Origin of the sequence: Beggiatoa alba B18LD (assembly GCF_000245015.1) — a bacterium.
Taxonomy (GTDB): domain Bacteria; phylum Pseudomonadota; class Gammaproteobacteria; order Beggiatoales; family Beggiatoaceae; genus Beggiatoa; species Beggiatoa alba.
The window spans coordinates 211,464-225,546 of sequence record NZ_JH600070.1; the positions used below are offsets into that span (position 1 = coordinate 211,464).

General features: G+C 39.9%; 14 protein-coding genes. 11 read left to right on the forward strand and 3 right to left on the reverse strand.

Translation table 11 applies throughout. The features are described from left to right. Window positions 1-113: 113 nt before the first annotated feature. The 7 genes from BEGALDRAFT_RS00835 to BEGALDRAFT_RS00865 all read left to right on the forward strand — a co-directional run bounded on the left by BEGALDRAFT_RS00835 (window position 114) and on the right by BEGALDRAFT_RS00865 (window position 7,347). Entirely contained in the window at window positions 114-692 is a 579-nt protein-coding gene (locus BEGALDRAFT_RS00835) for a DUF2889 domain-containing protein (RefSeq protein WP_002682693.1), read from the forward strand. Window positions 693-1,030: 338 nt separating this feature from the next. Further along, entirely contained in the window at window positions 1,031-1,519 is a 489-nt protein-coding gene (locus BEGALDRAFT_RS00840) for a molybdopterin-dependent oxidoreductase (protein ID WP_002682695.1), read from the forward strand. Window positions 1,520-1,577: 58 nt separating this feature from the next. Continuing rightward, the gene (locus tag BEGALDRAFT_RS00845) at window positions 1,578-2,402 is read left to right on the forward strand and encodes a substrate-binding domain-containing protein (RefSeq protein WP_002682696.1); all 825 of its coding nucleotides are present in this window, start codon (window positions 1,578-1,580) and stop codon (window positions 2,400-2,402) included. A 99-nt stretch (window positions 2,403-2,501) separates the two neighbouring features. Beyond that, the gene (locus tag BEGALDRAFT_RS00850) at window positions 2,502-3,203 is read left to right on the forward strand and encodes an ABC transporter permease (protein WP_002682699.1); all 702 of its coding nucleotides are present in this window, start codon (window positions 2,502-2,504) and stop codon (window positions 3,201-3,203) included. After that, complete coding sequence (locus tag BEGALDRAFT_RS00855) at window positions 3,200-3,898, forward strand: energy-coupling factor ABC transporter ATP-binding protein (protein WP_002682700.1); 699 nt, start codon at window positions 3,200-3,202, stop codon at window positions 3,896-3,898. The genes BEGALDRAFT_RS00850 and BEGALDRAFT_RS00855 overlap by 4 nt, the downstream gene beginning before the upstream one ends. Before the next feature lie 434 nt (window positions 3,899-4,332). Continuing rightward, complete coding sequence (locus BEGALDRAFT_RS00860) at window positions 4,333-6,819, forward strand: response regulator (RefSeq protein ID WP_002682702.1); 2,487 nt, start codon at window positions 4,333-4,335, stop codon at window positions 6,817-6,819. Window positions 6,820-6,858: 39 nt separating this feature from the next. Next, window positions 6,859-7,347 (forward strand): asparaginase domain-containing protein, encoded by a 489-nt coding sequence (locus BEGALDRAFT_RS00865; protein ID WP_002682703.1) that lies wholly within the window; start codon window positions 6,859-6,861, stop codon window positions 7,345-7,347. Between the two features lie 443 nt (window positions 7,348-7,790). Here the strand turns inward: BEGALDRAFT_RS00865 and BEGALDRAFT_RS00870 are convergent, their stop codons facing one another. Beyond that, on the reverse strand, window positions 7,791-8,420 hold the full coding sequence (locus BEGALDRAFT_RS00870) for an NAD(P)-dependent oxidoreductase (RefSeq protein ID WP_002682705.1): 630 nt from the start codon (window positions 8,418-8,420) through the stop codon (window positions 7,791-7,793). Window positions 8,421-8,592: 172 nt separating this feature from the next. On the opposite strand from BEGALDRAFT_RS00870, the gene BEGALDRAFT_RS00875 reads away from it, so the two are divergent. The 4 genes from BEGALDRAFT_RS00875 (at window position 8,593) to BEGALDRAFT_RS00890 (ending at window position 11,946) form a co-directional block, all read left to right on the forward strand. Then, entirely contained in the window at window positions 8,593-9,099 is a 507-nt protein-coding gene (locus BEGALDRAFT_RS00875; protein ID WP_002682707.1) for a hypothetical protein, read from the forward strand. Window positions 9,100-9,101: 2 nt separating this feature from the next. Further along, window positions 9,102-10,250: a histidine decarboxylase gene (locus BEGALDRAFT_RS00880; RefSeq protein ID WP_002682709.1), complete on the forward strand. Its 1,149-nt coding sequence runs from the start codon at window positions 9,102-9,104 to the stop codon at window positions 10,248-10,250. A 100-nt stretch (window positions 10,251-10,350) separates the two neighbouring features. Next, the gene (locus BEGALDRAFT_RS00885) at window positions 10,351-11,250 is read left to right on the forward strand and encodes a class II glutamine amidotransferase (protein WP_002682712.1); all 900 of its coding nucleotides are present in this window, start codon (window positions 10,351-10,353) and stop codon (window positions 11,248-11,250) included. A 21-nt stretch (window positions 11,251-11,271) separates the two neighbouring features. Next, window positions 11,272-11,946: a GltB/FmdC/FwdC-like GXGXG domain-containing protein gene (locus BEGALDRAFT_RS00890; protein WP_002682714.1), complete on the forward strand. Its 675-nt coding sequence runs from the start codon at window positions 11,272-11,274 to the stop codon at window positions 11,944-11,946. Window positions 11,947-12,262: 316 nt separating this feature from the next. On the opposite strand, the gene BEGALDRAFT_RS17685 is transcribed toward BEGALDRAFT_RS00890, so the two are convergent. Next, on the reverse strand, window positions 12,263-13,018 hold the full coding sequence (locus BEGALDRAFT_RS17685) for a ProQ/FinO family protein (RefSeq protein ID WP_002682716.1): 756 nt from the start codon (window positions 13,016-13,018) through the stop codon (window positions 12,263-12,265). A gap of 3 nt (window positions 13,019-13,021) precedes the next feature. Then, window positions 13,022-14,020 carry a tRNA dihydrouridine(20/20a) synthase DusA gene (gene dusA, locus BEGALDRAFT_RS00900; protein ID WP_002682717.1) on the reverse strand — a complete coding sequence of 333 codons (999 nt, stop codon included), beginning with the start codon at window positions 14,018-14,020 and terminating at the stop codon, window positions 13,022-13,024. Between the last annotated feature and the right edge of the window lie 63 nt (window positions 14,021-14,083).

Consider the following 14,083-nt stretch of genomic DNA (forward strand, 5'->3'; position numbering starts at 1 on the left):
TCCCTTGTTTTATCCAATGATTAAAGGTCGTTTTGATACCCGCTACAAAACTATCCTTTTATTAATGATACGATAAGTATTCATAACCACTTTTGCCAGACAGTAAAAATACAATGCCTTTTTCTAAACCAGTGAACCGCCAACTCTTACATACCCGCAAAATTGAATGTACAGGCTACCATCGTGAAGACGGATTATGGGACATAGAAGCCTATTTAATTGATACTAAAACGTATTCTTTTCCGAATAAATTTCGCGGAGGCATCCAAGCAGGTGAATCCCTGCACGGTTTAGGACTACGCTTAACATTAGACGATAATTTTGTGATACAGGATGCACAAGCCATTATTGATGCTTCTCCTTTTGCCGTTTGCCCCGCCATTACCCCCCGCTTTGCCCTGCTTAAAGGCTTACAAATCAAAACAGGCTGGAATCGACACGTTAAAACATTACTCGGTGATGTCAAAGGCTGTACCCATTTAGTAGAACTCCTCGCCCCCCTCGCAACAACCGCTTTTCAAACAATTTACGGCGCGACTAAAGAAAAACGTGAAGAAGAAATGAGCGCGAATCCTGAGAAAAAACCAGCGTTATTAGATACCTGTCATGCACTTTCTTGTGATGGTGAAGTTGTAAAAACTTTTTTTCCACGTTTTTACACAGGACAGACCACAGATAAGCAGAATAATTAAGATGTTATCTGATTATTTTAAGCATATTTGTTTTTCGTTGTATTTTTTAAAATAACAATTTTTTACTTTAACCGAATTATTCAGTTAATCATCTACTTTTAAGAGCGTTATACTTATTTTGAAATAACGATTTTTTTATCTCCTTTCTTGTATTACTTAGATATTTATGCAATGCTAATAACGTTAGCGAATAGCGCGTAAAATCATTAAAAGTGCAAGTGCTTTCTATATTAATTTTTTACTAATTAAATACTTATAAAAATAATTGGCTAACATTGCTTATTTTTTAAGATAACGATTATTAGTGGTTAAATTAGCTACTTAGTTGGGGTTTTATCATGTCACAAGTTTTACGTGTAGAAACACACTTAGCATCATCGGCATTAAGCAATTTGCCACTACTACAAATTAGTGGAGAAGTTGAAACGCCATTAATCTTAGATTTCGATGCGTTGCAAGAATTACCTCATTATGAAGTGCATAACTTTCCCATTGTTTGCGCAACGACAAAAACTGTGTTGGCGGTAACACAGCACTTTAAAGGGGTGTTGTTGCGAGACTTATTAGCCCAAGCGGTGTTAAAGACAAGTAATAAACCCTTATATCGTCAGCCGATTTATATTGCTGCAAGGGCAGTTGATGGCTATACCGCTATGTTTACATGGCATGAAATATTTAACGCGCGAGGCGGAGACTCTGTGTATGTGATTCATACCTGTGAATATGAGCCATTAGCACAATTGATGTTGTTATGTACCAGTGATGTTTATAGCGCGCCGCGTTGGGTTCGTAATTTAAACCGTATTGAAGTTAAACAGTTATCATAATAAATCATGCGTAATGATGATGATTACGCATATTAACCAAAGGTTAAGGAAGAATTACATGCTACGTCGACTGTCTTATGGCTTATTTGCCGTCTTTTTATTTATCACCGCCAATGTGTTAGCAACTGATGCAATGCCCAGTTTGCGGCTTTCAACCACAACCAGCACAGAAAACTCAGGATTATTAAAGGTCTTATTACCTGCTTTTGAGAAGAAAACAGGGTATAAAGTGCAAGTGATTGCAGTCGGTACAGGTAAGGCTTTAAAAATGGGAGAGAACGGCGATGTTGATGTTGTTTTAGCCCATGCGCGTGGAGCTGAAGATAAATTTATCGCAGATGGACATGGCGTAAATCGGCGAGATGTGATGTATAACGATTTTCTCATCGTTGGTGCGAAAGATGACCCCGCAGGGATTAAAGGCTTAAGCGATGCTGCCGAAGCGTTAAAAAAGATTCAAGCCAAAAAAGCTGTTTTTGTCTCCCGTGGGGATAAATCAGGCACACATGAGAAAGAATTAGAATTATGGCAAGCAGCAGGGGTGAAACCTACAGGCGAATGGTATCGAGAAGCAGGACAAGGCATGGGTGAAGTTTTACAAATGTCTGGCGAATTATCCGCTTATACCATCGTCGATAGAGGAACATGGCTCGCTTATAAAACAAAAAGCCCTTTGGTTGAATTAGTACAAGGTGATAAACGCTTGTTTAATCCTTACGGTGTTATGGCGGTTAATCCTGAAAAATTTAAAGATATTAACTATATGGGGGCAATGAGTCTTATTGCTTGGTTGACTTCTGTTGAGGGACAAACGCTTATCCATGATTTTACAATCAATAATGAAGCCTTATTTATCCCGACTGCGATTCATTTTGACAAATAACCCCATCATTTTATAAATGCGTTTATTGACTGATAACTGTGTTTTCATTCAGTCAATAAACGCATTCTGCATTTTTCCGTTGTTTTATCAATATTATCTATGAGTAGCTTATCTGAAACAATTCTTAATGCTTTGATATTATTAGTTTCTGGTGATATAGACTTATGGGTGATTATTTGGACATCGTTTAAAGTCTCGTTTATTGCCATTGCTATTGCGATTCCTCCCTCATTATTCATTGCGTTTTTATTAGCATTCAGTCACTTTCCAACACGTCGTTTATGGATTGCCTTGTTTCAAGTGCTTTTAGCTTTTCCTGCGGTGGTGGTAGGTTTATTAGTCTATATGCTCCTATCCCGCCAAGGTTGGCTGGGCGATTTAAAATTATTATTCACACAAACTGCGATGGTAATTGCACAAATCTGTCTGAGTGTGCCGATTTTAGTCGCCATGGGACATGCAACTTTTCAATCAGCCGACCGCCGTGCATGGGAAACTGCATTGACATTAGGCGCGAAACCTTATCGAGCGATGTTTACGCTCATGTATGAAGTGCGTTTTGGCTTATTTGCTGCGGGTATTGCTGCATTTAGTCGGATTATTGCAGAAGTTGGCAGTTCTATGATGGTGGGCGGAAATATTTTGCATTACACCCGTAATATTCCGACGGCTATTGCTTTAGAAACGAGCAAAGGAATGTTTGAACAAGGCATTGCATTAGGCATTGTTTTATTAGTATTGGCGTTATTATTAAATGTTTCCTTAATTTTTTTACAGGGCAAAGGAGAAATGTTGTCATGACAATGCCTTTATTGACCCTGAAAAACTTAAAAATCCTGCAACAAAAACGTCTTATTTTAGATATTCCATCATTGACCATTGCAACACAAGGCTGTGTTGTACTGAATGGGCGAAATGGTAGCGGTAAAACGACTTTATTAAAAGTTATCGCGGGGTTATTTGCACCACAACAAGCCCAAGTCGTTTGGGGAACAACGGATAAACCACAAACTTGGCAAAAAGCACGTTCTCATTTAATTACACAAACCGTTTATTTACACCAACAACCGTATTTATTTGATATGAGCGTGACAGAAAATATTGCCTATGGATTAAGACAATTATCGCTCCCACGTCAAACTGTCCTGACTAAAGTAAAACAAGCATTAGCGTGGGCAGAATTAGAACATTTAGCCAATCGCCATGCCCGCCAATTATCTGGCGGAGAAAAGCAGCGCGTTGCCTTAACCCGTGCGCGGGTTTTATCCCCCCGCTTACTGTTATTAGATGAACCAACTGCCAGCATGGATAAGACAGCAAAAGAACAAACTTATTCATTAATTCGTCGCTTAGTTGCAGAAAATGTCAGTGTTATTCTGACCAGTCATGAATTAGAGAACCACGTACCATTTAACGACAGCAGTCTATGGTCGCTAGAAGCAGGACAATTGAGCATTCATGCACATTCGCCTTTGTCAACGTGTGTTCGGGGGTAAAAAACAAGCCGCTTTTAACTTTTGAATCTTGCTACACTCAGGTTAATTAAAACACTGTCTGAATCAGGATTTTCAGGATTTAAAATCCTTCACACAACAATCAATATGAATCAATCTTTTTAATCCTGCTAATCCAGATTCAGATAAAAACATCCGCCCGTATGTTAAATAGATATATTTCTGTGTAATCTTGCTCATTAAGATTTACACATTAATTTGCCTGTTGTCACAATAACCATATAAAAAATATGTAGTGTTAGCCACATCAGATAATTTCTTTATTCTTGCTCTCTTTTTGCTAGTCCGCTTAAATAAAGAGAAAAGGACGTAATAACGTGTTTATGAAAAACCGTTATATTAATAGCGAATAAAGAAGCACTTTTTTCATCTGCCTGATTAAGTTCAACACTACCCTTAATACAGGGCGCAACCGTATGATGAATATCTTAATTGTTGATGATAATAAAAATAATTTGTTCACATTAAGAACATTAATCAGTGAACATATTCAAGAATCTTTCATTATCGAAGCAAATTCAGGATTAACTGCGTTAGAAATTCTTACCGAACAGGCTGTTGATTTAATTATCATGGATGTGCAAATGCCTGAAATGGATGGTTTTGAAACAGCGCGTTTAATTCGTTCATTAAAGAAAACTCAACACATTCCCATCGTATTTCTCACTGCGGCTTATAAATCTGAAGACTTTCAGCGTCAAGGCTTTGAAGTGGGTGCAGCCGACTATTTAACCAAACCCATTGACGCGCCGCAATTAATCAGTCGTATTCGTTCATATTTACGTTTTATTGAGCAAGAGCGTGAGCATAATCAAGAGTTAGAAAACAAAGTTCAAAAACGGACCGCTGAATTACAAGCCGCACGCGATGAGTTAGAACAACGTGTGCGAGAACGGACTGCCGAAATTGAGCAGTTAAGTCGGCAAAATCGTTTGATTTTGGAAGCAGTAGGAGAAGGAATTTATGGGGTAGATTTAGCAGGGCGCACGACCTTTATTAACCCAGCAGCAACAATGATGCTAGGCTACAGCGCGTCAGAATTGAAAGGCTTGCATCAACATGAAGTTATTCATTATGCCCATGCAGATGGTACGCCTTATTTATTTGAGGAATCGCCTATTTATCAAGCGTTACAAACTGGTAACACTTATCAAGTGACTGACGAAGTTTTTTGGCGAAAAAATGCGAGTTTTTTTCCTGTGGAATATACCGTGACACCAATTTTAGAAAATGGAGAAATTACAGGCGCGGTGTTGCTTTTTCGAGATATTACCGAGCGTAAACAAGTTGAGCAGGCAATGAAAACCGCTAAAGAAGCCGCCGAAAAAGCACAGTTAGCTGCCGAAGCGGCGAATATGACGAAAAGTCAATTTCTTGCCAATATGTCACACGAATTACGCACGCCTTTAAACGCCATTATTGGTTATAGCGAAATTTTACATGAGGAAGCCAGCGAGGTCGGACATACGCATTATTTGGAGGATTTAAATAAAATTCAGGTTGCAGGTCGTCATTTATTAGGACTTATCAATGATGTATTAGATTTATCGAAGATTGAAGCAGGAAAAATGCAATTTTCTTTAGAAGAAGTTGACCTGAATACCTTAATTGCAGAAGTAGAAAGTACGGTTAAACCGCTGGTTGAGAAAAAAGAGAATGTCTTAATTATTGAGCGGGTTTCTGAATTAGGTAAGATGCAAACAGATGCCACTAAACTACGGCAAATGTTATTAAATCTACTCAGTAATGCCGCAAAATTCACTGATAATGGCAAGATTCGCTTTACTATTCAACAATATCATGAAGCTAATGCCGATTGGATTAGCTTTAAAATTGCCGATAATGGCATTGGTATCACACCAGAGCAACAAGCAAAGCTTTTTCAACCCTTTACACAAGCTGATGCATCAACCACGCGCAAATATGGCGGTACAGGCTTAGGATTAGCCATCACAAAACAGTTTGCCGAAATGTTGGGCGGAAATATCAGTATTCATAGTGAATTCGGACATGGTAGCGAATTTATTATTCAATTACCCACACAAATCAGTATTGAACAGTTACAACAGCTTGCGGAAAGTAGTGTGACAGAGCCAAGCAAAGAAGGGGATGGCGTTGTTTTGGTCATTGATGATGATGAAGCTAGCCGACAAATGTTACAGAATTACTTATGTGAATTAGGCTATGCCGTCGCAACCGCCAGTGATGGCGATATGGGATTAAAACTCGCTAAAAAATTACGTCCAGATACCATTATCTTGGATATCTTAATGCCGAAAATGAACGGTTGGGACGTAATTGCCCGCTTAAAAGCCGATCATGAACTCATGAATATCCCCGTTATTATCAGTTCGGCAACAGATGATAGACAAAAAGGCTATTCACTGGGCGCAACCGAGTATTTAGTCAAACCCATAGAACGCAATCAACTCTCTATCTTATTAGAAAAATATGGTCGTCATCAACAAGGTAAGACTAAAACAGTGATGGTGATTGATGATGATGAATCTATGCGCGAAGGGATTTCGATTTTATTAGAAACAGAAGGCTGGCAAGTTCATACCGCAGAAAATGGGAAAGTTGCGTTAGCGCAAATAGAGAATGTTAATCCGACGCTGATTCTACTTGATTTAAATATGCCTGTGATGAATGGCTTTGAATTTGTTACCCGTTTACGCATCATTGATAAATGGCGGTCAGTGCCAGTAATCATTTTAACCGCTGAAAATTTAACCGCAGAACAACTCGCACGTTTATATGGATATGTAGAAAATATTTACCAAAAAGATCATTTCTCGGAACAAACGTTGTTACAACAAATTCGTCATATTCTGCAAGATGCCAGTAAATTACGCCCCATCTCTCCTGAAAGTGTTTTACCTTTATTATCAGGATATCAATAAGATGATTTCGGTCTATCAGTGTATTAAAGGACTCTCAACATGACCATTCGTTTATTAGTTGCTGGCGGTACAATAGATAAACAATATGATGAAAATACAGGTAATCTTATTTTTTCTCGCACGCATATCCCCGCATTATTAGCACAAGGACGTTGTCGAGTACCGTTGACGGTGCAAAGTGTTTTTTTAAAAGACAGTTTAGAAATGACCGATGCAGATAGAGCGTTGCTCTGTCAACATGCGACACAATCAGTAGAAACACGTTTAATTATTACGCATGGTACTGATACGATGGTAGAAACAGCGCGTTGTTTAGCCAACTGTCAGTTGTCGAAAACCATCGTATTATTAGGTTCGATGATACCGTACCGTTTTAAACATTCAGACAGTTTGTTTAATTTAGGTTGCGCCATTGCTGCTGTACAGTGTTTACCAACGGGGGTTTTTATTACGATGAATGGGCAAGTTTTCCCTTGGGATAAAGTCGTGAAAAATCGCCAACAAGGGATTTTTGAATGGACAGCTTAAGGAGAGGATTCACCAGACAAGATTAAAACATTGTCTGGTGAATCTTGATGAAAAACAATAGAATAACCTCTACCAGTCCGTCAAACCTTTTCGCACGTTCCAACAGACCTGCTAGGTTTTTAAAACCTAGCAGGTCTCTGTTTTATTTTATAAATCTCGCAAAATTAGGGTTAAATTAGCTTTACTTTAACCTGAGTTCGGCGATATTCTTTTAAAAAAAACAACAGCTTGTCTGAATCAGAATTTTCAGAATTAACAGAATTTTCAGAATTAAAAAGACAAGAAAATTAAAAGAATAAAAAATTATGTTTTTAATTCTGCTAATTCTGAAAATTCTGTGAATTCTGATTCAGACAAAAAAAGACCTGCTAGGTTTTTAAAACCTAGCAGGTCTGTGTTTTATTTTATAAATCTCGCAAAATTAAGGTTAGATTAGCTTTACTTTAATAAGCAATACTCACCACTTTTTGAGCGTAAGTATCTTCTTTTAATTGTTGTAGCATAAAGGCAGCGACATCGGCACGAGAAATAGTTCCTCCTTTAAAGCTTGTATCCTCTGTATCGTCTAGGCGATATTGTCCTGTTGCTTTTCCGTTAGTTAATGCCGCAGGACGCACAATAACCCAGCGTCTTAAGCCACTGTCTTGAATAATTTGTTCTTGTATTGCTTTGTCTGCAAAGACATGACGTAGAAAAAACGGCATTAACAAATAACGAAAGAAAAAACTGGTTTGCGCTAGGCTATCTCCCACGCCTAGCGAGGACTCACAGATAAAGCGGTTCAGTCCGAAGCGTTTCATGGCTGCGCAAATGTTTTGCGTTCCTTGTGATAAAACAGTTGTGCCTTTAACGTTCTTTGTACCTAGTGCGCACAGTACCGCATCTTGCCCACGTATCGCGTTTTCTACATCAAAATAAGTGAGAACATCGCCTTGTAAAATGCGTAATTGTGAGTCTGTTTTACGAATTTTACTGTGATGTTGCAATACAGTGACGTAATGCCCTGCAGCTAATGCTTGTTCTACAAGACAGCGTCCAGTCCCACCACTTGCGCCAAAAATGACAATATTCATGCCTTTTTCCTTAAAATAATCTCAAAAATCGTGTTTAAACAGTCTAAAAGCGCGAAAAAGTAATGCGCAGGTTAGAAAAAAGTCAAATCTGTGAAGGACTAAGGTATAATGTTGCATATTCTGATTATGCTAAAGTTATCCTACTTCTCAGTAACTTAATCCATTTATTATTATGAGTATTTCTTATTTATTTCCTGATGATACTGTTTTGTTTGGGCAAAATATTCCGCCCGAAATTGATTTGTTATTACAACAAGCGGTCAAAGCCTATGATAATACGGAAGAATCTGAACGGTTGTTGTGGCAAGCCCAACAGATGAAGCCTGAACAGCTTGAGGTTTATATCGCGCTCTATAAGTTTTATTTTTATAAATATCGCTTAGATGAAGCGCGACGTGTTGCCGAGTTATCATTAGCAATGTGTGCAAAAGTTGGCGGTTTCGACGCGGATTGGACACATTTAACGATAGATTCTGCGAATTGGTCTAACCCTGAAGGCGCGGAACGGGTTTATTTATATACGTTAAAAGCCTTAAGTTTTATTCGCTTACGTCAACTACGTTTTGCAGATGCCGACCAAGTATTGACTAAATTGCAAGAATTAGACCCCTTAGATCAGGTCGGTAGTTCCGTTTTGCGTGATGTTGCCAGTAGCTTTGAAGAAGAGGTGAACGATTAATCTTGTTTGCTGAGCCTGCCCCTCAAGCGACAATAGCGTGTCGCTTGCAAGCCTTTCTCGATCACATTACAACCTTACCCGCCTCATTGGGGTATCCTTTAAATACGCAATTAGACGTTCATTTATTGCAAGATTTATTGTCTCAGCCCTTACACAATGTGGGGAATCCTTGGACAGATCATAGTCGTCGCCATCCCAGTCATGTTTTTGAACGAGAAGTTTTACAGGCGTTAGCCGTGCTCTATGAGTTTCCAAATACTGAAACAGTCGCGGGTTATATTACGTCGGGTGGAACAGAGGGGAATTTATACGGTTTGTATTTAGCGCGGGAAAAATATCCAACAGGAATTTTATATTTCTCTTGTGAAAGTCATTACTCTGTGCGTAAAAGTGCGCATTTATTGCGTGTGCCTTTTCAAGAAATTGCGACACAAGCACAGGGAGAATTAGATTATCAAGCCTTAGCAACCGCATTACAGCCTGAACATCCTGCCATTTTATTATTGAATATTGGTACAACGATGAAAGGGGCAATAGATAATCTGGAGATGGTGTTAAGTATTTTACAAGCAAAGGGCATTCAAGATTTTTATATTCACTGTGATGCGGCTTTATTCGGCATGACATTGCCATTTATTCCACAAGCCACTTATCCCACTTTTCGCTATCCAATACAAAGCCTTTCTATTTCTGGGCATAAATTTTTAGGTGCGCCCATGCCCTGCGGGATAGTGTTATGCCGTCCTCAAATGGTTGCTAATATTGCACGTCCTATCAACTATATTGACACGATAGACACGACTTTATCAGGCTGTCGTAATGGACACACTCCGATTATTCTCTGGTATGCCTTACAACTTAAAGGCTATACGGGCTTACAGGCAGAAGTTGCGCAATGTTTAGCCCATGCGCAATATTTGGAACAACAATTACAGGCGATGCACTATCCCTGTTTTCGTCATCCGCATTCAATAATTGTCGTTTTAAAAAAACCGCCACAAGTTTGTATTGAAAAATGGCAACTTGCTGTTGATGGTGATTGGGCGCATATCGTTGTTATGCAACAAGTACAACAGAAAATACTGGATCAATTTTTAACCGATTTGCGCGATAACCTTGCCACGCCCGTTATATCCTCCGAACTGGTGTAACGCTTGCTTAATCTTGCTTAACAAATGAATATCAGCGTTAAATTGTGACATCCTGTCTTAATATCAGGACAGATTAACCCTCAAGGAGCTTTTTAAACGCATGTGTGGCATTGTTGGCTTATTTACAAAAAATGTACGGCTAGAACCGCAACTCGGGGCATTACTCTCCGCGATGCTGGTTGATATGGGAGAACGCGGTTCAGACAGCACAGGCATTGCCATCTATAAAGACCAAGTTCCACAGCCTGCAATGAAACTAACCCTATATCACCCTTCTAATAATTATGATTGGGTACGTTTAGGCGAAATTGTGACAAAAAACTTCGGTGGCAAGGTTAATTTATCTATACGCACTAATCATGCAGTTATCACCGTGATGGAATCCCTAGACGTGATTAAACGCTGGATGCATCAACAATTTCCCGATGTTCGTCTGATGAGTGCGGGCGATACGATAGAAATTTACAAAGAAACAGGCACAGCGGCTGATTTCGTAGAACATTTTAACCTGCACGAACTACATGGCACTCATGCACTGGGTCATACCCGCATGGCAACAGAAAGCGCGATTACCACCGAACATGCCCACCCCTTTACGACAGGGCTAGACTTATGTCTCGTGCATAACGGCTCTTTATCTAATCACAATCGGCTTCGCCAACAACTCTGTCGACGCGGGATTGAATTTGAAACAGATAACGATAGCGAAGTCGCCGCAGGTTATCTGACATGGCAACTCTCACAAGGCGCGACACTGGATCAAGCCCTAGAATCTGCCCTAAAAGATATCGACGGTTTCTACACCTTTGCAATAGGCACACGCGATGGCTTTGCCGTCTTACGTGATCCCATCGCTTGTAAACCTGCCGTGATGGCAGAAACAGACGACTGGGTTGCCGTTGCCTCTGAATATCGAACCATCGCCCACCTGCCTAATGCCGAAAATGCCCGAATTTGGGAACCCGCCCCCGCAACTATTTACAGTTGGCACAGAACTTAAAACGACTCTTTGGAAAATATTATGTCAATGATTGATTTAGACCAAAGCACTGTCCGCGAATTAAATCAACGCTTACATCAACAAGATGTCATACAAACGCAATGGCAAATAAAAAACCCACGCGGCAAACATAATATTGCAGTTGGGGTTATGCACCCTGCAACTATCCATATTGATGGACATGTTGGCTATTACTGTGGCGGGATGAATCAACTGGCTACCCTCAATATCAATGGCAATGCAGGTTCTGGCGTCGCGGAAAATATTATGTCGGGACGGGTACACATCAAAGGCAACGCATCACAATACGCAGCCTCTTCAGGACATGGTGGATTAGTTGTGATTGAAGGTGATGCAAGCTCACGCTGTGGCATCTCTATGAAAGGCGTTAATATTGTTGTTGGTGGCTCAGTGGGTCATATGAGCGCGTTTTTAGCACAAAAAGGTTGCCTTGTTGTCTGTGGCGATGCGGGAGAAAATTTAGGCGCATCCTTATATGAAGCAGTGATTTATGTGCGTGGAAAAGTCAGCAGTTTAGGCGAAGCCTGCATCGAAAAACCCATGCACTTAGAACATATCAATCAACTACAAGCGTTATTAATACAAGCAGGCATAAATGCTAATCCAACAGACTTCCGTCGCTATGGCTCTACACGTCAACATTATCATTTTTATAGTGCGGCATTAAACAAATAATACAATGACTTACTTAATATTTAAAAACTAATTTACTTAAGTTCTGCAAGTTTATTTTAAAAAGATAAAAGCTTGTCTGAATCAGGATTTTCAGGATTAACAGGATTTAAAACCCTTAAACCAAGAAATTAATACGAATAACGCTTTTTAATTCTGCTAATTCTGAAAATTCTGTGAATTCTGATTCAGACAAAAAAAGACCTGCTAGGTTTTTAAAACCTAGCAGGTCTCTGTTTTATTTTATAAATATCGCCGAACTCAAGTTAGGATTAAAAAAGCAATTGTCTTTTTTTAAGAGAAAGTTATCAAATACAGCTTATTCAAACGTTGACGCTTCGTTATTCTTTTCTTTCTCCTGCTCTTTTTCCTTCTTTTCAACAACAAGTAGTTGTGGATTTTTTAATTTTTGTTCACTACTTAATACAGCTTGTAGTAATACCCACGCCTCTTTATTTTCCTGTTCGTAATGTTGAATCGTTTTTAACATACGCTGTTGCGATTTTTGCGTGATTTGCGTGGAAATACTGAAAGGTTTTCCGCGTGGGTTGGCAAGCTCAATTTGCCAATCAATCTCTGGTTTACGACTGGGTTGACGTAAAGATTTTGGCAATTTTGAGGAGAGAATTGGCAGGGTAACTTTAACCGCTCGGACAGGAATCACTGCTGTGTACTTGTCGGTTGCCGCTGATTCTGCGCTGCTTTTAACCTGTAGTGGATTTTTACGCCGTTCTTTAAAAGAAGAAACCTGTTCCGCTGTCACTTCGCCAACAATATTACCTTCTAAATCAACCCGTTTACTGCCTTGTGTTTTGATTAAGGTTTGATATTGCGAGTCATGACAGTAGAGGCAAATGGCGGCACTGATGCGTTTAAAACTTAAGTGTTCAGGTAAGTCATTAGAACCATCTGGCTTTTTTAAATAGCGACTGATGTCTTGACGAATGCCAACCGCAAGCGCGTATTTAATTTCGCCTTGGGAAAAAAATGCCTTGGGAAAACGTTCACGTAAAAAGTTAAGGGCTTCTTGGGTTTTATCTTTGGTTAATAAAGGGTTTTGAGTTGGGTCTTGCATAGTTTACAAACCTTGGTCTAAGGTGGAACGGTTTACTTTCTCTACCGCTGCAAGGGCTTGGCGTAGCACTTGTGCATCTGCGTGACGATTGGGGGCATGTTCACTTAAATAGCGTCGCCAATGGCGTGCACCGCATTCGCCTTGAAATAAACCTAGCAGGTGACGGGTAATATTAGCGAGGTAAGCCCGTCCGCTATCAAGTTCTGCCGTAATATAGGGAATCATTTGCTCGACAATTGCTTGACGTGTCGGTTTTTGATAATTGGGGTTAAAAAAATGTTGTTCTAAGTCTGCCAGTAAATAAGGATTTTGATAGGCTTCGCGTCCTATCATCACCCCGTCAACCTTTAGCAATTGTTGCTCCACATCAGCAATCGTTTTTAATCCCCCGTTGATAATAATTGTTAAATGGGGGAAATCCGTTTTAATCTGGTGTACAACATCGTAACACAGCGGGGGAATTTCTCGATTTTCTTTAGGGCTTAAGCCTTGTAACCATGCTTTACGGGCGTGAATGATAAAGGTATCACAGCCTGCTTGGGCAATGGTTTGGATGAAGTGGCAAAGATGTTCGTAGCTGTCTAATTCATCGATGCCAATCCGCGATTTAACTGTGATGGGAATATTAACAGCTTGTTTCATGGTGGCGACACAGTCCGCGACTAGTGCAGGCGTTGCCATTAGACATGCACCGAATTGTCCCGATTGCACGCGGTCACTGGGACAACCCACGTTTAAATTGACTTCGGCATAGCCATAATCTTTGGCAATTCGTGCACAGTCTGCTAAGGCTTGGGGGTCGCTACCGCCTAATTGTAAGGCTACGGGGTGTTCTGAAGGATGGAAACGTAGGAAACGGTCACGGTCGCCGTGAATAATCGCGCCTGTTGTGACCATTTCGCTATAGAGTAGGACAGATGGGGAGAGTAAACGTAAAAAATAGCGGTCATGCCGATCCGTCCAGTCTAACATGGGCGCGACGGCAATAAGACGATTAAGCATAATAATTGATATCGTTAATAAAAAGTAAAAACTGTGCTCAATTATAAGTTAAATGTTGAGCTT

Excerpts from the sequence above, each read along its gene's own strand:
- BEGALDRAFT_RS00840 (WP_002682695.1), top strand. The coding sequence starts at position 1,031 with ATGTCACAAGTTTTACGTGTAGAAACACACTTAGCATCATCGGCATTA.
- dusA (WP_002682717.1), bottom strand. The coding sequence starts at position 14,020 with ATGCTTAATCGTCTTATTGCCGTCGCGCCCATGTTAGACTGGACGGAT.
- BEGALDRAFT_RS00875 (WP_002682707.1), top strand. The coding sequence starts at position 8,593 with ATGAGTATTTCTTATTTATTTCCTGATGATACTGTTTTGTTTGGGCAA.
- BEGALDRAFT_RS00870 (WP_002682705.1), bottom strand. The coding sequence starts at position 8,420 with ATGAATATTGTCATTTTTGGCGCAAGTGGTGGGACTGGACGCTGTCTT.
- BEGALDRAFT_RS00860 (WP_002682702.1), top strand. The coding sequence starts at position 4,333 with ATGATGAATATCTTAATTGTTGATGATAATAAAAATAATTTGTTCACA.
- BEGALDRAFT_RS00855 (WP_002682700.1), top strand. The coding sequence starts at position 3,200 with ATGACAATGCCTTTATTGACCCTGAAAAACTTAAAAATCCTGCAACAA.
- BEGALDRAFT_RS00885 (WP_002682712.1), top strand. The coding sequence starts at position 10,351 with ATGTGTGGCATTGTTGGCTTATTTACAAAAAATGTACGGCTAGAACCG.
- BEGALDRAFT_RS17685 (WP_002682716.1), bottom strand. The coding sequence starts at position 13,018 with ATGCAAGACCCAACTCAAAACCCTTTATTAACCAAAGATAAAACCCAA.
- BEGALDRAFT_RS00835 (WP_002682693.1), top strand. The coding sequence starts at position 114 with ATGCCTTTTTCTAAACCAGTGAACCGCCAACTCTTACATACCCGCAAA.
- BEGALDRAFT_RS00865 (WP_002682703.1), top strand. The coding sequence starts at position 6,859 with ATGACCATTCGTTTATTAGTTGCTGGCGGTACAATAGATAAACAATAT.
- BEGALDRAFT_RS00890 (WP_002682714.1), top strand. The coding sequence starts at position 11,272 with ATGTCAATGATTGATTTAGACCAAAGCACTGTCCGCGAATTAAATCAA.
- BEGALDRAFT_RS00850 (WP_002682699.1), top strand. The coding sequence starts at position 2,502 with ATGAGTAGCTTATCTGAAACAATTCTTAATGCTTTGATATTATTAGTT.
- BEGALDRAFT_RS00845 (WP_002682696.1), top strand. The coding sequence starts at position 1,578 with ATGCTACGTCGACTGTCTTATGGCTTATTTGCCGTCTTTTTATTTATC.